This is a genomic window from Phycisphaerales bacterium, from assembly GCA_040217175.1.
In the GTDB taxonomy this organism is placed as follows: domain Bacteria; phylum Planctomycetota; class Phycisphaerae; order Phycisphaerales; family UBA1924; genus JAHCJI01.
Map to the genome: position 1 here is coordinate 1,020,170 of JAVJNT010000001.1, position 18,966 is coordinate 1,039,135.

General features: G+C 68.9%; 12 protein-coding genes. 7 read left to right on the forward strand and 5 right to left on the reverse strand.

Going from position 1 to position 18,966, the window contains the following annotated elements:
- Nucleotides 1-93 precede the first annotated feature (93 nt).
- The gene (locus RIA68_04450; protein MEQ8316684.1) at nucleotides 94-7,545 is read right to left on the reverse strand and encodes a hypothetical protein; all 7,452 of its coding nucleotides are present in this window, start codon (nucleotides 7,543-7,545) and stop codon (nucleotides 94-96) included.
- A 426-nt stretch (nucleotides 7,546-7,971) separates the two neighbouring features.
- Nucleotides 7,972-8,676: an amino acid racemase gene (locus tag RIA68_04455; protein MEQ8316685.1), complete on the reverse strand. Its 705-nt coding sequence runs from the start codon at nucleotides 8,674-8,676 to the stop codon at nucleotides 7,972-7,974.
- A gap of 117 nt (nucleotides 8,677-8,793) precedes the next feature.
- Between RIA68_04455 and RIA68_04460 the strand changes: the two genes are divergently transcribed.
- The 4 genes from RIA68_04460 (at nucleotide 8,794) to RIA68_04475 (ending at nucleotide 12,206) form a co-directional block, all read left to right on the forward strand.
- Nucleotides 8,794-9,303 carry an iron-sulfur cluster co-chaperone HscB C-terminal domain-containing protein gene (locus RIA68_04460; protein MEQ8316686.1) on the forward strand — a complete coding sequence of 170 codons (510 nt, stop codon included), beginning with the start codon at nucleotides 8,794-8,796 and terminating at the stop codon, nucleotides 9,301-9,303.
- An 18-nt stretch (nucleotides 9,304-9,321) separates the two neighbouring features.
- Nucleotides 9,322-10,665, forward strand: coding sequence for a CNNM domain-containing protein (locus RIA68_04465; GenBank protein MEQ8316687.1), 1,344 nt, complete (start codon nucleotides 9,322-9,324; stop codon nucleotides 10,663-10,665).
- Entirely contained in the window at nucleotides 10,662-11,630 is a 969-nt protein-coding gene (locus RIA68_04470) for a CNNM domain-containing protein (GenBank protein ID MEQ8316688.1), read from the forward strand. The genes RIA68_04465 and RIA68_04470 overlap by 4 nt, the downstream gene beginning before the upstream one ends.
- Before the next feature lie 93 nt (nucleotides 11,631-11,723).
- Nucleotides 11,724-12,206: a thioredoxin family protein gene (locus RIA68_04475; protein ID MEQ8316689.1), complete on the forward strand. Its 483-nt coding sequence runs from the start codon at nucleotides 11,724-11,726 to the stop codon at nucleotides 12,204-12,206.
- 15 nt (nucleotides 12,207-12,221) lie between these two features.
- On the opposite strand, the gene RIA68_04480 is transcribed toward RIA68_04475, so the two are convergent.
- Together RIA68_04480 and RIA68_04485 are read right to left on the reverse strand one after the other, a co-directional pair.
- Nucleotides 12,222-14,318: a hypothetical protein gene (locus tag RIA68_04480; protein ID MEQ8316690.1), complete on the reverse strand. Its 2,097-nt coding sequence runs from the start codon at nucleotides 14,316-14,318 to the stop codon at nucleotides 12,222-12,224.
- Complete coding sequence (locus RIA68_04485) at nucleotides 14,315-15,448, reverse strand: hypothetical protein (GenBank protein ID MEQ8316691.1); 1,134 nt, start codon at nucleotides 15,446-15,448, stop codon at nucleotides 14,315-14,317. The genes RIA68_04480 and RIA68_04485 overlap by 4 nt, the downstream gene beginning before the upstream one ends.
- Before the next feature lie 137 nt (nucleotides 15,449-15,585).
- On the opposite strand from RIA68_04485, the gene RIA68_04490 reads away from it, so the two are divergent.
- The gene (locus RIA68_04490; GenBank protein MEQ8316692.1) at nucleotides 15,586-16,533 is read left to right on the forward strand and encodes an MqnA/MqnD/SBP family protein; all 948 of its coding nucleotides are present in this window, start codon (nucleotides 15,586-15,588) and stop codon (nucleotides 16,531-16,533) included.
- Nucleotides 16,534-16,812: 279 nt separating this feature from the next.
- Here the strand turns inward: RIA68_04490 and RIA68_04495 are convergent, their stop codons facing one another.
- Nucleotides 16,813-17,502 carry a hypothetical protein gene (locus tag RIA68_04495; GenBank protein ID MEQ8316693.1) on the reverse strand — a complete coding sequence of 230 codons (690 nt, stop codon included), beginning with the start codon at nucleotides 17,500-17,502 and terminating at the stop codon, nucleotides 16,813-16,815.
- 361 nt (nucleotides 17,503-17,863) lie between these two features.
- On the opposite strand from RIA68_04495, the gene RIA68_04500 reads away from it, so the two are divergent.
- A complete protein-coding gene (locus tag RIA68_04500; GenBank protein ID MEQ8316694.1) occupies nucleotides 17,864-18,076 on the forward strand; it encodes a hypothetical protein in 213 nt (70 codons plus the stop codon).
- 117 nt (nucleotides 18,077-18,193) lie between these two features.
- A complete protein-coding gene (locus RIA68_04505) occupies nucleotides 18,194-18,946 on the forward strand; it encodes a phage Gp37/Gp68 family protein (GenBank protein MEQ8316695.1) in 753 nt (250 codons plus the stop codon).
- Nucleotides 18,947-18,966 lie beyond the last annotated feature (20 nt).

The following is an 18,966-nucleotide window of genomic DNA, read 5'->3' on the forward strand; positions in this document are numbered from 1 at the left end:
ACGGCCCTCCAACCGACGCGAACGACAACGCCCCCGGGATCGACCCGGGGGCGTTGGTGTTTCAAGCGACTTCGGCTCGCCGCGCCGGTCGCATCAGGTGACGATGCGCTCGAGCGGGTTGGTCAGGCCAAGCGGCGCACCGGCGTTGGTCCAGCCGCCGTCGAGGACCAGGTCGTAGTGCGTCAGCGAGGCGATGATCGGCAGGTTCGAGCTCACCTGGATCGAGAAGAAGTTGAGCATCTGGCGGTCGATGATCGGAGCGAACGTATCCAGGCGGAGGTTGTTGAAGCTGCCCGCACCGACCTGACGGACGGTGTTCTCGGTGGTGCCGTCGTTGAAGAAGAGCGTGATCTCGACGGCGATCGACTCGCTGGTTGGGTTGAAGAAGCTGAGCGTCTCGAAGTAGGTCAGGCCGGCCTCCTCGCTGTTGAGGAACGCGTCGCCGAAGAACCACGTCGAGGCGGCGGTGTTCTGCGTCGCGATGGCGTTTGCATCGCCGTTCTGACGCTCGAGCGCGACGCCCGCCAGGGGCAGGCCCGACTCGATCGTGAGGCCGGCAGCGACGTCGGCGGCGAGGCTGAGGTCGCCCGCACGCAGGACCAGCGTCTGGCCCGCGCCGATCTCTCGCGAGACCTGCACGCTGGGCAGTGGCGCGGTGATGTAATCGCTAGTGATCGTGACCGTCGTGGCCGCGTCGCCCGGGTTGTAGAGCGTGAGCTCGCCGGTGACCTCCGAGCCCGAAGTGAAGCTCGGGACCACGTTGAAGGTCGCGCCGCCGGTCGGATCGCCCAGGACGCCGAAGGCCTCGCCGTTGACCAGGTCGTACTGGCTGAGCGCGGCGACGATGCCCATGCTGTCGGTCACCGAGCCGTTGACCGGCTCGCTGGTGAGCGTGGCGCCGAAGACGCCCAGGGGCAGCTGGCCGAGGCTGCTCAGCTCCCAGCCGCCGCGGCTGGACGCCTCGACGGTCTGCTGGATCTGGACCTCGGAACCAAGGACGACGGTGCTGAGCGTAACGACGACGTCGTGGTCGTTGGGGTTGAAGAAGACGACGAAGGACTCGACCTGGCCCGGGCTGCGCTCAAGGCGGCCGAAGGCCCAGGTATCGCTGGTGACCGGGGTGAACGCCTCGCCCACGGCGCCCTCGAAGTCGTAGTGCGAGAGCGTCGCGCCGAGCTGGCCGTCCGACTCGATCACGATCGAGTACGGCTCGTTGACCGCCACGCCCGGCAGGACGAAGTTGCCACGCTCGGCGATGGTGACGCCACCGCGGCTGCCCGGGGCGAGCACCTCGTTCTCGACGATGGTCATGTCGTCGAGCTCGGGGTTCTCGTAGAACAGACGGATCGTGTAGCTGACCGACTGGCTCTGGCTGGGGTTGCTGATCGAGACGAACTCGCTGATCGACTCGTTGACGAAGCCCTCGGGGTAGTAGAGGAAGAACGTCTCGGGCTGGGTATCGACACGCAGCGTGTACTCGCCGGTGGCCGAGTTCAGGCCGCTGACCAGCAGGAAGTAGGGCGTGCCGGTGCCGACGATGTCGAACTCGACCGAGGCGTTGACGCCCTGGAAGCCGGTCGTGTCCTTCGCGATCTCGACGGGCGTTCCGCCGCCGCCGAACTGCTCGAAGACGGTGAGGTCGACGTCCAGCAGCGCCCCGCTGGGCGTGACGACCTGCACGAAGGTCCGGCCGCCGTCGAGCGGGTTGATGCGGAAGAGGTCGCTATCTCGCTGGGGATCGATGCGGCCGGTGATCTCGGCGTTGCCGGTGCGCTCGTCGAGCTCGATCACGGTGGCCTGGCTGAACTGGCCGCGGTTGGCGTGGTCGTCGCCCGGCGTGGGGATGACGTCCGGCGTCGGACCGTCGACGGTGACCGTGTAGGCACCCGTCGGGAACATGCCGGAATCGTCGAGTTCGACCAAGAGGAAGAACCGCTGGCCGGCTGCGCCGGAGACCAGGATATTGGTCTCGATGATGCCGTCCTCGGCCGCGAGGTCGCCCGCACCGCCGTCGACGATCTGCGTCAGCAGGCTGGTGCCCGCGTCGAAGACGCTGAGCACCGGCGTCACCATCTCGCCGGTCGCATCGACGCGAACCACGTGGTTCTGCGGCGTCGCGGAGGCGTCGACGATGGTCTCGAAGAAGAAGAGGTCGGTGTCGTTGACGGTACCGATCACGCCGTCGGCCAGGCCATCGCCGGTTTCGGTCGAGAGTCCAATCTCGCGGGCGATCTCGAACTCGCCCTCGTTGGGCGTCTCGTCGGCGGTCGGCGTCGTCGCGTTGAGCGAGTAGGCGCCCGTGTCGGTCGTCACCGCACCGGTTCCGTCGCTGCCGACCAGCACGTAGTACTGGGCCGAGCGAACGACGTCGAATCGGAAGCTGGCGGCCGAGAACGGGGCGTCGGGACCGACGACCGTGGCGTCGGTGCCCGTACTCAGGTTGGTGACGGGGTTGAACTCAGAGTCGAACACGCGGATGGTGGGCCGCAGCGTGCTCAATTCGTTGCTGACGGCCGACAGCAGCGCCTCGCCACCGCCGGGTGCGGTGAAGACGAACAGGTCGGTGTCGTCGGAGGTCTCGATGAGGCCCGCACGCTCACCCTGGCCCGTGAGCGGTGCCACGTTCAGCGGCGAGGCGAACGCGAATTCGCCCGCGTCGGCATGGTCGTCGGTGGGCGTCGAGGTGATCGTCAGGTCGTAGGTGCCGCTCGAGGCCTGCGGGTCGGCGCCCTCGACGACGACGTAGTAGTCGTTGTACGTCCGCATGGTGGCGGTCGACGTGCGGTCGGCGCCGGTGACGGGGAACGTCACGCGAGCGTTGACCGTGCCGGCGTTGATGTCGTCGTTGAAGGCGATCTGCAGGAAGATCTGGTTGCCGGCCGGATCCTCGCTGACCTCGTAGACGCGCACCAGCGGGTCGAAGCCGAAGCTGGTCGACTCGACGTCGATGACCAGTTCGTCGTAGCCCGGCGTGGTGAAGCGGAAGATGTCGGTGTCGCCGGGGGCGTCGATCGCACCGGACACCTCGCCCAGGCCCAGGAAGTCGCGGATCTCGATCTCGCTCGCGTCGATCGGACGCTGCACGTCGGCGAAGTCGTCGGTTGCCGGAGCGCCGTCGACCTCGACCGTGTACTGGCCCTGCAGGCCCACGTTCGCATCGACGCGAATGATGTAGCGATCGCCCTTGTTGGCGAAGAACGTCACCTCGGCTGGCGCGTCACGCGTCGCCGCGGTCGGGTTCACACGGATGTTGCCCTCGCTGTCGTAGATGGTCACGCGGGGCTGGAATTCGGTCGGCACGTCTGCGGCGACGGTGACGGTGACGTCGCCCGTGCCCACGGCGTACGCGAAGAACGCGTCGTTGTCCTCGACGCCGCCGGCGCGCGTCCGGATCTCTCCGCGGATCTCGCCCTGGCCCATGTTGTCGATGGCCATCGGCGTGTCGTACGTGTAGAAGGGGAAGAACAGTGCGCTGAAGTCCTGGTGGTCGTCGGCGAACTCGAGGTTCGGCGAGCTGTTGATGAGCAGCTCATACGAACCAATCGCCCGGCGCCAATCGACCAGGTCGGGGTTGCCGAGGAACGAATCGAGCTGGCCGCTCTCGACCACGATGAAGTAGACCTCGCCGCGGACGGTGGGCACCACCACGCGCGGGTCGACGTTGTTGAACACGCGGCCGTCGATCTCGGTATCGCCCGCTCCGTAGAGCGTGTCGCCCACGAGGTCGAGCGTTCCGACGGGCTGCTGGTTGCGGACACCGGCGAAGCCCTCGTTGTCGTTGTTGCTTGCTAGGAGCTGCAGGTCGTTGTTGAACACCCGGATCTTGCCGTCCAGCGGGCTGTCGTAGGTCTTGTTCTCGATGCGGCGATCGAGGGCCGGCGGGAAGACGTTGAGGTCGAGGATGTCTTCGACGAATTCGTCGCTGATCTGCTGGGTCGCCAGGCGGATCTCGGTCATGCCGTTGTCCGGGGCGCGGAAGAAGTAGATGTCGAAGTCGCTGATGTTCTCGATGACGCCGAGTTCCTGGTACTGCGTGACCAGGAAGCCGCTGGGCGTCACGTCGAACTGCCGCACCTGGAAGGCGGCATTTGGCAGCGCGAGGAAGTTGCGTCCGTCGCCCGAGCCCGTCGAACCGAGCACGATCTCCGGAGCTGCATCGAACTCGGCGCGGACCAGGTCGGCGCCACCGGGCTCGAAGTACTGGCTGATGACGTCGTCGAACGTGCCATCGCCGTCGATGTCCGGCGGCAACGCATCCGTGTTGAGAGTCAGGTTGTACCGGCCCTGGCCACCGACCGAGCTGATCTCGAGGTAGTAGGTCTCGCCGGCCCAGAACTGCGACTCTTGGCCGTCGCCGATGTCGATGACCAGGTCGTCGGCGCTGAAGTCCGGCGACTGGAGCGACGGGTCGAAAGCGCCCGACGGGTCGGGGAACGGCGGCGCGATGGTGTCGTTGGTGTACACCACGCGGAACGAGGAGTCGTAGATCCGCACGAACGTATTTGCGCCGGGCAGGAAGTCTGGGCTGATGACGAGTTGCAGGCCGGTCGCCGGGCGATCGGCGCGGTCGAACTGGTTGGGCACCTCGTCGTTGAAGTTCTCGAGCGCAAACACCGTGTCGGTCGAGCCCAGGCCCATCGGCGTCCACGTCCAGACCAGCAGGAACGGATCGAACGTGAGCTGTGCCATGCGCGAGGTGACCTGACCGTCGGCCACCGTGAACTCGCCGCCTGCGTACAGCACGGGGTTCTCGGCGAACGGAGCGGTACCGACGCCGAATTCCTGGTCGATGAACACGTTGAGGCTGTGCACCGGCGCGTTGAAGTCGACCGGCCCGCCCGCGGGCAGCGCCGAGCCGAGCGAGGCCCAGCCGCCGGCATAGGAGCCGATGAAGTTGAGCGGCTGGCCGCCGTCGGTCGCGGTGAAGTCGCCACCCACGATGACCTCGTCGGCCAGGTCGGTGCCCGAGCCGTCGCGGTCCCAGGCTTCGAGCGCACGGACCGTGTCGTTCACGCCACCGCCCATGAGGTCGAAGACGAACTCCCCGGGCCCCATCGCAGCATCGGGGTCGACGCTGACGAGGATGACGTTGTTGGCCCCGTTGCCATCGAAGTCGTCGAACGTTCCGCCGATCGCGATCGCCTGGATGGGATCGCCCATGTCCTGCGGGATCTCGAACGTCTTCATGTCCAGAATGATGCCGTCGCCGGCGCCGAGCCCGACCGAGAACGTCGGCCCCGCGACGAGTCCATCCTCATCATCGACCACAACCGACTGCACGACGCCGCCGTCGCCGGCGTAGTAGAGGCCGAGTTCGTTCGGATCGCCCATCGCCGGGTCGGCCGGATCCCACACCTCGATGGCGTAGACGTTTCCGGCCGCGGCGGGTGCCGCAGGCGGCAAGGCCGCGAACGTGCCGTCGGCGATGAAGTCGCCCGGCTGGACCGTGAACGACTGGATGCCACCGGTGAATTCACCACCAACGATGAGGTTGCTCTCGACGTCGTCGTCGGGATCGAGATCGAACACGGCGAAGTCGTAGACCGCGCCATTGAGCCCGCCGGCAAGCGGCGTGAGCACGAACTCTTCAACGCCCGGGGTCGGGTCGTAGGCATACGCCGCAATGAACGGCGCCGGCTGGAAGTCGGCGAACTGGAACTCGCCGCCGAGGATGAGCGCCGTGCCACCCACTTCGGCGTCGGGGTCGTAGGTCCACGACTCCATGGCGTAGATCGTCATGTCGACGCCCGCGCGAACGGGCCACCAGTCCTGCGCGTCCCAGATGCCCAGGAAGCTGCGCGTGAGCGGACCGCCCGTCTCGTTGTCGGTGCCTCTGATGATGAAGTCGCCCTGGCCGCCAGCGAAGAGGGCATCGCCCGCGTCGTCGTTGTCGCCGGGGTACGCACCGAGCATGTCGACCGGCACCGTGAACTGGAACAGGTCGGTGTCGCCGAAGTCGTGGATGCGGCCCGTGCCCAGCGCCGACTGCACGTACGAGCGATCGGCGACGGGGTTGACCACGTCGGGGAACATGCCGTTCGGGTCGACGAAGGTGCGGGTGTAGAGGAACGGATCGCTGAATCGCAGCGGCGTCGCGAGCTCGAATTGGCGGCGGACCAGGTCGAGCTGGTCGGGGTTGGTGTACCCCTCGGTCGGGCTGAACTCGATCTCTTCGCCCGAAAGATCCTCGCCCTCGAGGCGGTCGACGTGGTCGTCGATGTCCTGGGTCGGGATGAACGTGTGGTTGCTCTCGATGAGCAGGTCGTACTGCCCGCCGGGCGGGTTGTCGAAGGTCTCGACGACGACGAAGTACTCGGTGTTGCTCTCGAGTTGGATGCGAAGGTCGGCAATGCCCGCCAGGTCGCTGAAGCCGTCGAGGTTGGCGTTGCCGTCGTACAGGCGGACGGCCGGCTCGGGCAGCGGCACCAGGCCCGTGCCCACGGCGCCCACGAAGCTCAGGCCCGAGCCCTGCGTGGTGAACCGATAGATGCGCGTGTCGAACGCACTGGCGATCGCGTCGGTCGTCTGGCCGCGGCGGATGACCGGATCGATGTCGACTTCTGTTGCCGCCATCTCGGCGTTGAGCTGGTAGATGCCCGTCGAGCGGGTGTCGCCCGCGTCGAAGCGGTCGCTCCGGACGCGAACAAAGAACACGGCGTCGGCGGCCGACTCGACGATGTCGAAGCCGGTAAGCAGCCGGCCCGTATCGCTGTCGCCCGTCAGGAAGGTGCCCTGCTCGTCGTAGATGTCGATGCGGGTGTCCAGGTCCGAGGGCGGCATCGCCGGCAGCGCTGCGTAGAACGTCGCCAGCGAATCGAAGGCCGCATCGCTGCCGGCCTCGATGCGGTAGACCACGTCGTCGCCGACGAGCGTGATCGAGCCGGAGGCAAAGCCCGCGCCGAAGCGATCCGGCGCCATCGCCATCGGATCGGTCTCGATGACCAGATCGGTGTTCGAGATCGCGTCCACTCGCACGGTGTACTCACCCGTGGTCATCATGCCCGCGTTATCCACGTCGCTGAGCACGCGCACGAAGTAGGTCTCGCCGGCCTCGGCCAAGAAGCCCGCCCAGCCGTCGGCAAACAGCCCATCTGAGAGTTCACCCTGCGACGAGCCCTGAGCGACCAGCATGCCATCGATGTCGTAGATCTCGACGCGCGAGTCGAGGGCCGAGCCGCCCGCGACGTTGATCGTGTCCGCCCACACGGTGACGAAGTCTGTCTGGGGCGCCTCGAAGCGGAACAGGTCGTCCGCGAGGCTGGGCGTGACGTCTTCGATCTCGCCGTCGACGGTGCCCTCACCGGTCACGCCGTCGAGAACGATCTCGGTGCCCGAAGTCGGCGTCAGGGGGAGCTCGAAGCTCGGGTGGTCGCCGCCGAGCAGGATGCGCGACTCGAGTTGCTCGACGATCTGGCCCGGACCGGATCGCTCAGCCGAACGCGGTTCTCCCAGAGCCTTGCCGGCCGAGCGATACAGCGAACGGAGGCGGCCAAGGCCGAATGGGGACTTGGCGTGGCGGGACGAACCGGTACGTTGGCCACTCATGGTCATGCTCCAGTTATGGATCGGCGTCAGGCCGGCTGGTGTGCTCGTGGGACCCGTGGGAGGGTGGGTGCGGTTGCCATCCTGCCCGAGGGCTGGTCGGTCAGGGGGCCTGCTTGTCCGCCGGTGGGTTGCTCACCGGCACGCTCACGTGGGGCGGGATGCAGGGCCTGCGCTCGACCGTGTACGTCCTCGGTCGGCGAAGGATACCGCCTGTCGACGGCTCCCGCCTTGCACGCGGATCTGCTCGGAGTCAGGATACCAGCGGGCACCCCCACTTGTCCAGCCCATTTTCGAGACTCCGGGCGCTCGGCTGGCATGTATTCGCCGCCGGGGAGCCTCGGGTTGCAATCCGTGCGATATCGAGAAGGGGCTCTCGGAGGCAGCCGACGCTCGCCGATCGCGATGCGTGTACGGTGCCCGTCCGCATCAACCCGCCTCCGGTCCGACGGCCATGCGGACGGCCGTCACCACCTGGATCTCGCCCGGGTCGTACAGCGGCAGCGGACAGTTCGCGCTCGACAGCAGGAGCGGCACCTCGCTTGAGCCCATCACGATGGCCTCGGCCCCCCGATCGGCCAGACGCCCGACGATCTCGCCCAACCGCTTCCGCGAGGCTTCCCGGGTCTCGCCAAGCACGAGTTCCTGGAAGATGATCGAATCGACCTCGTCGACCTCTTCGGGGCTCGGGGTCATCACCTTGACGCCCCGCAGGCCCAGGTGCGTCTGATAGGCCGATCCGTTGGTGACCATGCGGGTGCCCAGGATGCCCACGCTCTGGCGGCCGTCTTCTCCGACCTGATCGGCAAGCAGCTGGGCCATCGTCAGCCAGGGGATGGGGCAGCCCGTCTCGGCCATCTGGACGGCATGCTGGACCACGTGGTCGGGCGTCAAGCAGAATTGGGCTCCCGCGGCTGCGAGGCACTCGGCCGAGCGGCGGAGCAGCACGCCCACGCTCTCCCAGTCCTGCTCGCCGATGGCCCGGAGGTACTGGTCGAACGGCTCGCCGTGCATCGTGACGCTGGGGCGATTGTCCGGCAAGGTCATCTGCGTCGCGTGGCGGTGGAACTGGCGGTACGTGAGGGCGGCGCCTTCGGGACTGACGGCCACGATCCCGACGTGTTGTGATGGCAAGGCTGGCCTCCATTCCCGTCGGCCCCTCGCGAAGCCGACCCCTCCGCCACGACCATCCTCGCCGATCCGAGGCGACGGGTCAACCCCAAATCGCTGGCGGCCTATCGTCAACGCGGCATGGCATCGAGCCCGTTTGACATCCTCGGATTGGCCGTATCGTTCGATCTTGACCGATCAGAAATCGAACAGGCTTACCTCGCCCGCATCGCCACGGCCCACCCGGATCTCGCCGGCCAGCAGGATTCGGCCGATCCTTCCACGCTCAACGAAGCTCGGGCCACGCTGCTCGATCCCGAGCGTCGGGCTCGGGCCGTTATGGCGATCCGGGCTCCGCAGGCCAAGGCCCCCCCGTTATCGCCTGAGTTCCTGGCCGAGATCCTCGAGGTCCGTCAGGACGCCGAGGAAGCGATGGCATCCGACGATGAGGACGCCGTCGCGCGATGGCGTCGGTGGGCGGCCGACCGACGGGCCGACCTGGCCAGCGAGCTTGCCAAGCTGCTCGGGCCGGGCGATGGACCTCTGGACGACGTGCGTGCGGCAACGGCCGCGGGCGTGCTCCAGCAGTGGCGGTATTTCGAGCGGATGCTCGAGCAGGTGGGCGTGCCGGCGCACGCGCCCGATGCCTGAGTCGCCGCAGGCCCGCCCATGACACCAACGCCCGATATCTCGACCGAACCGCTGGCCCAGGGCGCTCAGGCAGCTGCCGAGAGCGGCGGCGGGCTCGCCGTCGGCCTGATCGTGCTGATGTCGGGCCTTCTGGTCGCCTCGGCCGCGGCCTCGGGCAGCGAGACGGCGATGTTCGGCCTGACCCACGGCGAGCGCGTCGCGCTGCGCCGCCAGGCACCGAAGGCGGCGGGCATCATCGATGAGCTGCTCGCCAAGCCGCGTCGGCTGCTGATCTGCGTGCTGCTGCTGAACATGGTCGTCAACGTGCTGTACTTCGCGGCGGCGGCGCTGCTGCTGCAGACCACGCGCTCGCCGTTGCTGGGCGTGGTGGCGGCCGTCACCCCGCTTGTGGCGATCATCCTGTTCGGCGAGATCCTCGCGAAGCTCACGGCGGACACCTTTCGAACGCGCTGGGCGCGGATCGCCGCCCCGCTGCTCATGTCGGTGAGCCTGGCCCTGGGCGGCCTGTTGATGGCGATCGACGCGCTCATCGTCGCGCCGCTCTCGCGCCTGATCCACATGGCGCCCATCGATGCGCCGCACGACGCGACGGCGGTGCGCACGCTCATCCGCGCGGGCGCTCATGGCGGAACGATCGACGACCATGAGCAGGAACTGCTCGAGGGCGTCGTCGGGCTGAGTCAGGTGCGTGCCCGCGTGGCGATGACGCCCAGGCTCGACCTGCCGGCCGCCTCGCCTCACATGCCCATCGGGGACATGGTCCAGCTCGTGCACCGGACCGGCGCCCACAGGCTGCCGATCTTCGACGACGCGGGCGCGACGATCACCCGCATCCTCGACGTCAAGTCGACGCTGGCCCGCGGCCGGCCGATGCTCGAGAAGCCGATCTACGTGCCCGAAAACGCACGGCTGGACCGCGTGCTCAATCAGCTCCGCGAGCGCAAGGCCCGGACGGCGGTGTGCGTCGACGAGCACGGCGAGAGCACGGGCCTGCTCGACTATGCCGACCTCTTGCGTGGGCTGGTGGGCATGCCCATCGAGCACGGCGAGACCGGTGCCGACGGCATCATCATGGTGGGCCTTGGCTGCTGGAGCGTGCCGGGGCGGATGCCCGTAGGCGAACTCGCGCGCCTGTTCACTGAGCACCGCGTGCAGGACTTCGACCTGCCTCCCGAAGCGGTGACGATCGCCGGCGCCGTCATGGCGTCGCTCGGGCGGCTCGCTCAGACGGGCGACGAGGTCGACTTCGGCCCGGTGCACGTCGAGGTCGAGGTCGTCTCCGGTCGGATCATCGACCGCGTGCTGCTCCGGCTGTCGTCCCAGACGCTCGATGCGCCCGAGCAGCCGGGGGGCGCAAAGTGAGCGGCGGCGAAATCATCCTGTGGTCGCTCGTCGCGTTGCTAGGCCTCATGGGCTCGGCGCTCGCCAGCGGTCTGGAGATGGGGCTGTACTCGCTCGGCCGGCTCGGGCTGGAGACCAGGGCGCTGGGCGGCGACCACGCCGCCATGATGCTGCGCACCGAGATCCGGCGCACCGATCGGCTGCTCTCGACGCTCCTGGTTCACAACAACGTGTGCAACTACATCGGCGTGCTGGGCGTCTCGGCCCTGCTGGGCGCCGCGGGCATGGGCCCGATCCTGACGCTCGTCGTGCAATCGATCGTGGTGACACCAATCATCCTGGTCTTCGGCGAATCGCTACCCAAGGAGCTCTTCCGCACGGGCGCCGATCGACTGACCTACCTGTTCGCGCCGATCCTTCGCGGTCTGCGGGTGTTCTACGTGCTGCTGGGCGTCGTGCCGCTGGTCATGCTGGCGGGTCGAGCCATGACGAGGCTCATCGGCGGTGCGGGACTGGGCGGGTCGTCCGATGCGCGGCAACGCATGGCCAACATCCTGAAGGAAGCCGGCGGGCCCAGCGGCATGAGCGACGAGCACTCGACGCTGCTCGATCGGGCGCTCGCGCTCGGCCGCGGCCGCGTGGGCGACGAGATGCTGTCGTGGTCGATGGCCCAGAAGGTGCACGCCGACTGGTCGCACCAGCGCATCCGCCGCGCCCTCGGGCCGACCCCCGCGACGACGGTGCCCGTGACCGATGGCCACGGCCGGGTGCTGGGCGTGGCGTCGGCCATCTCGCTCCTGGCCGGCGAGCCGACCGAGCCCGATCGCCTGCGGCCGGCGGTGCTGGTCTCTCCCGATACGCCGTCGGTCGTCGCCATCCGCCGCATCCTCGCGGCCGACGCCGACCTCGCGATCGTGGTGCAGAACGCCAAGCCGGTGGGCGTCGTGACGCTCAACGACCTGACCGAGACGCTGCTGATCCAATAACCCGGCGAAGCGAATCCGTGAATACCACTGGCGATTTTCGGGTTGGGCAGTGTCGAACCGCCCGTTGAATGCGACGCACCGAAGGGACCCGCCATGCACACCGCCAACACGCCCGCCACCATGATCTCGACCCGGCCGGGTCGTGCGATCGGGAGCATCATCTTCACGGTCGCCATCCTCATCGCCGCGGGCCTGCTGCTGGCACGCATGGGCATGGGTGGCGGCCAGGCGGAAGCAGCGCCCGAATTCATGCCGGTGACGACCGACCTGTCCTCGGTCGTGCTCAGCGGAGACCAGCCCGTCGTCGCGGTGGTGACCGCCGATTGGTGCGGGCCTTGCCAGGAACTCAAGCGCACGACGCTCAGCGACGAACGCGTGCGGTCGCTGCTTGCCAACCGCTCCCAGCCGGTGATTATCGACGGCACCGACACGAAGATCGCGATGCCCACCCTCGAGCAGCTCGGCGTCCGGGCCTTCCCGAGCACGGTCGTGCTCGAAGATGGCAAGCCGGTCGCGATGCTCGAGGGCTACGCCAGCGCGGACAAGTACCTGGCATGGCTCGAGCAGCAGCTCTAGCGTGAGGAACGACCTTCAGCGCTCGAGGCTTCGCTCAACGGCGCCCAGCCGTCCGGCCCACGGCGAGCCACCCAACTGGGAATCCACGCCTCGGAGCTTGAGCAGGTAGCCGCGGATCCGGGCTTCCATCTCGCCGATGGCCTGACCGCGATCGGAGCGCGTTCTTCGTTCATCGGCGAGCAGTTCAAGCAGCCGAGTCCACACGAACCAGTACTCGTCCCTGGCGTCCGGCCGTAGCCTCGACGAAGCTTCGAGATACGTGGCAAAGGCCCGTTCTCTCGAGCCCAGCACGTCGTGGGCCCGTGCCCGAAGGATGATCGCGTCGATGCCCTGCACGTCGCGGACGGCGTCGAGGACGCCCACGGCATCTTCTCGTCCGCCGCGATCAAGCAGGGCCTGGGCGACGCGCATCGCCAGGGCTTCCTGATCAATGTCGGTCGCGTCGGGGTGGGCCTTGGCAAACGAGAGCGCGGCCTCGAGCGTTTGGAGCGACGGCGCATCGTCCGTCGCCCGTTGCACCAACAACGTGTGGGCAGCGCCGGCGAGCGCAATGGCGTTCTCGCGTACGGCCGGGTCGTCGCTCGTCATAGCGGCCTCGGCGAGTTCGAGCGCGCGTTGCCAACCCTCGCCCGCCGACATCAGGCTTGCGGCCAGACCCAGCCGCCATGGATGGGCCGATGCGTGTCCCGGAGCGCGTTCGATTGCGGCGGCCAGGAGGGCGCGAGTCTGCGCCGGATCCAACACGTGACCCGAGGGACCCAACGCGCGCGTGGCGCTCGCGGACAGCAGCCCCTCCAGGTTCGCGTCCTGCTCCCCGAGCAACGCCACGACCAGCGACAGGGCCCGGGCACGACGCGATTCCGACTCGCTGGTGTCCTCGGTGCGTTCCGCGGTCGCGAGCAGGAGTCTGGCGAGCAACTCTCGGGCCGGGGTCAGTTCGGCGGGCTCCGGGTCTTGCTCCGCGGCGTGATCGACCACGTGGGACAGGAGCTCCATGGCTTGCTCGTCGAGGCCCGGCTCGTTCTCCGCAATGAGCGCCCGGGCCGCGCGCAGCGTGACGTCGGCGGCCACGCCCCGCCACTGGTGCCCGCCCTGGGCGAGCGCCGACAGCCGTCCGTTGGCAAGCGATGCCCGCTGCGCTCTCGAACCGCCGAATTCGGATCGTTCTTCGAGTTCGATCAATGCCCGGCCGGCCCGCTCCAGTTCGCCCGCCTCCGCGAGGACGCGAGCCTGCGCTTCGACCGCGAGCACGTGCAGGGCCGCATCGATGCCACCGGTCCGATCGACGAACGGCGACCTGCTCGCGGCCTCGGCGATGGCGCGCACCTGAGCGTCGACGCCTCGCTCGAGCCGAGCCCGCAGCAGGGCCGCCTCGGCGTGCGTTCGCGAGCCGGAGGGGATCGGCCCCGCAGACAGCACACGCCCGAGAGCGTCGATCGCCGGCTGCTTGCCGCCGGGCTGGTGGATGAGGGCGATCGCCAACGCCGTGTCGCGGATGGCCTCGGCCTGGCTCGATTCCACACGCAGGCCCTGCAGCTGGCTGATGGCGTCCTGGGGCGTGGCCCCCTCGGCGCCGCCGGCGATGCGGAGTGCCGCGGCCCGACCCATGAGCAGGGGGCGGCGCACGGCCAGCTCGATCTCGGCCAGCCGGCGGTTGAGCGTGCGATCGCCCGGTGCGAGCTCCCCACCGTCCTCGATGATGCTGCGCTGTCGCTCGAAGCGGGCCTCGATCTGCTCGCCTGCGCGGCGTGCCAGCTCGTAGGCCGTCTCGGCGGCGCGGACCGCCTCGGCCCGCTCGCGTTTGCCTTGCATGCCGACGACCAGCCGGGCATCGTCGAGCGCGAGCGTCAGGCGGGCGAGCTCGTCGGCGGCCTGGTCGAGCATCCAGATCGCCGCGTACGAATCCGACGGCAGGGCCGTCATCAGGGCCCAGCGTTCGCGGATCGCCCGGTCGAGCGCCGCCTTGCGTTCGCTGGCGGCAGCGCCGTCGCGGTTTGCGTCGGCGATGGCGGCCTCGACCCGCGCGACCATGGCCGCCCGTGGCGAGTCGGCGTCCTGCGCTACGGCGCTCGACGCGAGGAAGACGATCGCTGCAAGGCTCGCACGCATCATCGCCGGCGGAGCTCCGATTCTGGCAAGAGTCGGTACGAGCCCGGCCCGCCGCCGTGCTCGCGGGCGATGGCGCGCATTACGCCGGTCGGGTCTTCTTCGAGGAACTGCACGCACTTGACCTGCACGGGCCGCGCGGGCGGGCCGAAGATGCTCTTGCGCACCGGATTGGCGCGGTCGAGCTCGGCGAGGATCGCCTCGCGGCCCGGGCCCCAGTCGCCGCCGCGCGTCCGAGCGCCGCTGCCGTCGGTCCGGCGGATGCTCCGCGAGAGCAGGAACACCACGTCGGGCTCGCGATCGATCGCGGCGAGCAGGCCGTCGAGCGGGTTGCTCGCGCCCCGTGCCCGCACGCTGTCGAGCCAACCGAACAGCTCGGCCTTGCTGCCGGCCGTCGCGCGGCGGAGGCCCTCGGGCGGGAACGCGCGGACGCCGCCGCCCTCGTCGCCGGCCCGGCGCCCGAAGAGCACCACCGCGAACCGCTGGTCGTCGGCGAGGGCCGAGACCGAGCGTCGCACCTCCTCGAGCACGAAGGGCAAGCTGGTGATCATCGCCCCGCTTCCGTCGACGGCGTACACCACGCTCGACGCGCGGCTCGCCGAGACGCCGGCGAAGCTGGCGCCGTCGAGCGCCGGGGCCTGCGCGCTCTCGCGGAGCGCGTCGAGCGGCGACGCATCGCTCGTGCCCCGATCGAGCAGCGGCGCGGCCGTGCCCGGCGTCGTACCACGATCGAGCGGCGTGGCCTCGGCCTGCGGGACCGGGGCCGCCGCGATGCGCTCCAGGGCGCCGCCCAGCCGGCTCGAGACGGCGGCGCTGCGCTCGGCCTCGCTGGTTTCCGTCCGATCGGGCTGGTCTGGTTGCTCGGGCCCGGCCGGGTCGGTGGCCGGCGCGAGCGCGAATTGCTCGTTCTCGCCGACGTCGACGCCCAGGTCGAGGCTGATGACCGAGCCCCCGCCGTGCTGGGCGACGCCGCGGAGCGCCAGGGCCAGCAGCCCGAGCACCGCCGCGTGCACGCCGATGGAGACCAGAACGGAGATCGCCGAGCGGGCCGGGCGAGACTCGATGGCCGGCAGCCGCGTGACCAGCGTGGCCCCGGCCGCGTTCGCGAGCCGGCCGAGCGTCGCGACGCGGCGCAACCATTCAGGTGCGGTACCGCGCGACGACGGTCGGTCCCCGCGCGCCTCTTCCCGCCCCTTCCGTGGTCCGGGCCCGTACCAGTGCCGCATGCCCCATCGTACGGTCTTCGTGCGCTCCCGGTGCACTATCCTGCACCATGACCCAGCCGCCCACCGGAACCCAGCAGGTTTCCCTCACGCTCGCCCACTCGCCCGATGCCGACGACATGGCGATGTGGTGGCCGCTGACCGGGTTCATCTCTCCAGAGAGCGGGTCGAACAAGCTGCTCCGCCCCCCCGCCATCGACGCCGGCCGCTTCACGTTTACCCCCAGGCCCGAGGACGTCGAGCGCCTCAACGCGACGGCGCGGAGCGAGCCCCTGGACATCACCGCCATCAGCGCCGCGGCGTGGCCGGCGCTGTCCGACCTCTACGTCATCACCGACTGCGGCGCGAGCTTCGGCGAGGGCTACGGGCCCAAGCTCGTGGCCCGCGAGGACTCGCCGCTGCACTGCGACGGCTGCGTCCGGGCCCAGAAGCCAACCATCGCCATCCCCGGCGCCCGCACGACCGCGGCGCTCGTGCTCAGAATGGTCCTTGGCGATGCCCGCGAGGAGACCACCCTCGTCGAGATGCCCTTCCAGCAGATCGCCCCGGCCGTGCTCTACGGCCGCGTCGGCGCGGGCGTGCTCATCCACGAGGCCCAGCTGACCTACGAGAGCATGGGCCTCAAGAAGCTGCTCGACCTGGGCGCGTGGTGGACGGAGAGAACCAACCACCCCCTGCCGCTGGGCCTCAACGTCGTCCGCACCGCGCTCGACGCCGAGCACGGCGCGGGCACCGTCGCCGAAGTTAGCCGGCTCTTGAGCGAGAGCGTCGCCCACGCCCGCGCGAACCCCGAGGACACCCGGGCCTACCTCAAGCTCCACGCCGCGACCCGCCCCGAGTGGCACGACGACGAACTCCTCGATCGCTACCTCTCGATGTACGTCAGCGAGCTGACGGCGAGCATGGGATCGACCGGCCGCGCGGCGCTCGCGAGGCTCTACGAGGAGGGCGCACGACACGGCCTGTTCGACCGCGCGGCCGAACCGGTGGTCGTCTAGCGACACGCGCCGCATCCAGCGCCGCAGCATCCGCCGAGCGAGTCCTCGAGCGAAGAGCGCATGCGGAGGCGCGGCGGCCCCCGGCCGCCCGGGCGCAAGCCCGCCAAGCGAGTCCGCGAGCGCCTCAAGAACACCCTCATTGCGAGAGCCCCGGCGCAGCGACCCTGTCTTCAGGGGCGCTCCGCCGGGGCGGCGGAAGTCGGCGCTCCCCAGATAGCAAAGGGGAGCGCACCGAGCGCTCCCCTCACATGGGACGCAACTTTCTGGATCACACGCGTCCTACGACGCCTTCTTCGCCTCGACGCCACTGGGCGCCTGCTCGACCAGCGTCGACTGGTTGCCGGCCCCGAACTGGATGGCGAACTGCGCCAGGCCGCCGTCCTTGGTGGACGTCTGCGGCGTGATGCGGTAGGCCACCTCGGTGGTCCCAAGCGGGATGCCCGAGTCGACCAGCACGCGGTCCTTGAGGGTGACGAACGGCACAAACGGCTGGCCCGTGCCACCGACGCGCCGGTCCACGCGGTAGGTCACCGCGCCGACGCGCGCCGGGTTGGGGCACGCGAAGCGCACGGTCAGGTCGCCGCCGATGGACAGGCTGTGCTTGAACATCGTCGGCGTGCCGGGCGCGGGCGTCGCGGTGCGATCGGCCGGCGGGGGGACGACCGCGGCCGTGTAGATGGCCTCGGGGTCCTCGGCGTTCTTGGCCGTCGAGCGGATGATGCTGACCTGGCCGCTTGCCAGGCTGCGCATCGAGGCGACGGCGTCGTCGAAGGTCGCCACGGCGTTGCGATAGGCCGTCTTGGCGTTGATCTTGGCGGTGCGGGCGTTCGCGGCCGCGCTGGCGAGCGCGCTCAGCTCGCCGATGGTCGCCGGGTCGAGGTTCAGGAGCACGGCGTTGTCGGTCCAGGGCGTGATGTGGGCCTGGACCCAGTTGATGGCTTCTTCCGGTCTGCTTGGGATGGTGCTCATGGTCAGGCTCCGATCGTCATGTGTGGTGCGAGGTTGGCGACCGAAACGAGCCGGGCCGCCGACGGCTGTGCGATCGCGTTCTTCATCAGAATCGCTCCACGCGGCGACCCCCATCACGAGCAGGCGACCGCAGGACTCCGAGACTCGCCCCACCACGACGGCGGGACCGAGAACGTCATCGAGCGTTCTGGGACGCGACTTGACCCGAGCCCAAGGAGTTCCGAGCCAGTATTTTCCCGTATGCCCCGGGCCAATAGCCGGGCCCGCGTAGCCGTTCGCCATCCATCTAGGAAAACCGCTCTCACGGCAGCGCCAGGGCGGTTCGTGGTCCGACGAAGCGCAAAAACGGCGCGAGTTTTTCATGGTGGAGCCCATCCTTCCCATGAAAAACTCCGGCCCCACCATGAAGCCGCGCGACTTTTCCATGGAAGACTCCGGCCACGCCATGAAGCGACGCGACTTTTTCATGGAGCGGCGCGGGTTCTTCATGGAAAAGTTCGGCCGCGCCATGGAGCGGGATGCGCTTTCCATGAAGATGTGGGAGCGTCCTATGAGGGTACCGCCTGCTGTCTGATGGCCTCCGCGCGTCCCGTCAAGCGGGAAACACCACATAGTCGATAGGCGTATGTTTGGCAGAGCGACCGGATGCGCTCGCCGTTGGACACCTCGTCGGGGAAGAGGGAGGGCGGCCGTGGCACAGGGATCGACCATCGAATGGACCAGCGCGACGTGGAACCCCATCGCGGGCTGCACGCCGGTCAGCCCCGGGTGCCTGAACTGCTACGCCGCCCGCATGGCCCTCAGGCTCGAAAAGATGCAGAAGGGGACCGGCAAGTACGTCGGCACCGCCGGCAAGGCCAGGGACGGACGGCCCGTGTTCACTGGCCGGGTGAACCTGGACGAGGACGCCCTCGACCTGCCACGCTCGTGGAAGCTCGGCCGCACGATCTTCGTCAATTCCATGAGCGACCTGTTCCACGACGCCGTGCCCGCGGTATTCGTGCGACGCGTCTTCGACGTGATGGAGCGATGCCCCCAGCACAGCTTCCAGGTGCTCACCAAGCGCCCCCACCGCGCCCTCGAACTGGCCGGCCGGCTGCCGTGGCCAGACAACGTGTGGCTCGGCACGAGCGTCGAGACGGCCAGGTACTACGAGCGCATCCGCCTGCTCCAGAAGATCCCCGCCCGCGTGCGCTTCCTCTCGTGCGAACCACTGCTGGGCCCGCTGGCCCGCATGCCGCTGAAGAACATTCACTGGGTCATCGTCGGCGGCGAGAGCGGGCCGGGGGCGCGGCCGATGCAGGGTTCGTGGGCCCTGCAGATCAAGAACCAGTGCGAGGCCAAGGGCGTGCCGTTCTTCTTCAAGCAATGGGGTGGCGTGCGGAAGAAGGAGACGGGCAGGGAGCTGGAGGGGCGGACGTGGGATGAGATGCCCGAAGCATAATGCGACGATCGCGTGGGGGA

Excerpts from the sequence above, each read along its gene's own strand:
- RIA68_04475 (MEQ8316689.1), top strand. The coding sequence starts at position 11,724 with ATGCACACCGCCAACACGCCCGCCACCATGATCTCGACCCGGCCGGGT.
- RIA68_04460 (MEQ8316686.1), top strand. The coding sequence starts at position 8,794 with ATGGCATCGAGCCCGTTTGACATCCTCGGATTGGCCGTATCGTTCGAT.
- RIA68_04500 (MEQ8316694.1), top strand. The coding sequence starts at position 17,864 with ATGGTGGAGCCCATCCTTCCCATGAAAAACTCCGGCCCCACCATGAAG.
- RIA68_04450 (MEQ8316684.1), bottom strand. The coding sequence starts at position 7,545 with ATGAGTGGCCAACGTACCGGTTCGTCCCGCCACGCCAAGTCCCCATTC.
- RIA68_04480 (MEQ8316690.1), bottom strand. The coding sequence starts at position 14,318 with ATGATGCGTGCGAGCCTTGCAGCGATCGTCTTCCTCGCGTCGAGCGCC.
- RIA68_04465 (MEQ8316687.1), top strand. The coding sequence starts at position 9,322 with ATGACACCAACGCCCGATATCTCGACCGAACCGCTGGCCCAGGGCGCT.
- RIA68_04490 (MEQ8316692.1), top strand. The coding sequence starts at position 15,586 with ATGACCCAGCCGCCCACCGGAACCCAGCAGGTTTCCCTCACGCTCGCC.
- RIA68_04495 (MEQ8316693.1), bottom strand. The coding sequence starts at position 17,502 with ATGAGCACCATCCCAAGCAGACCGGAAGAAGCCATCAACTGGGTCCAG.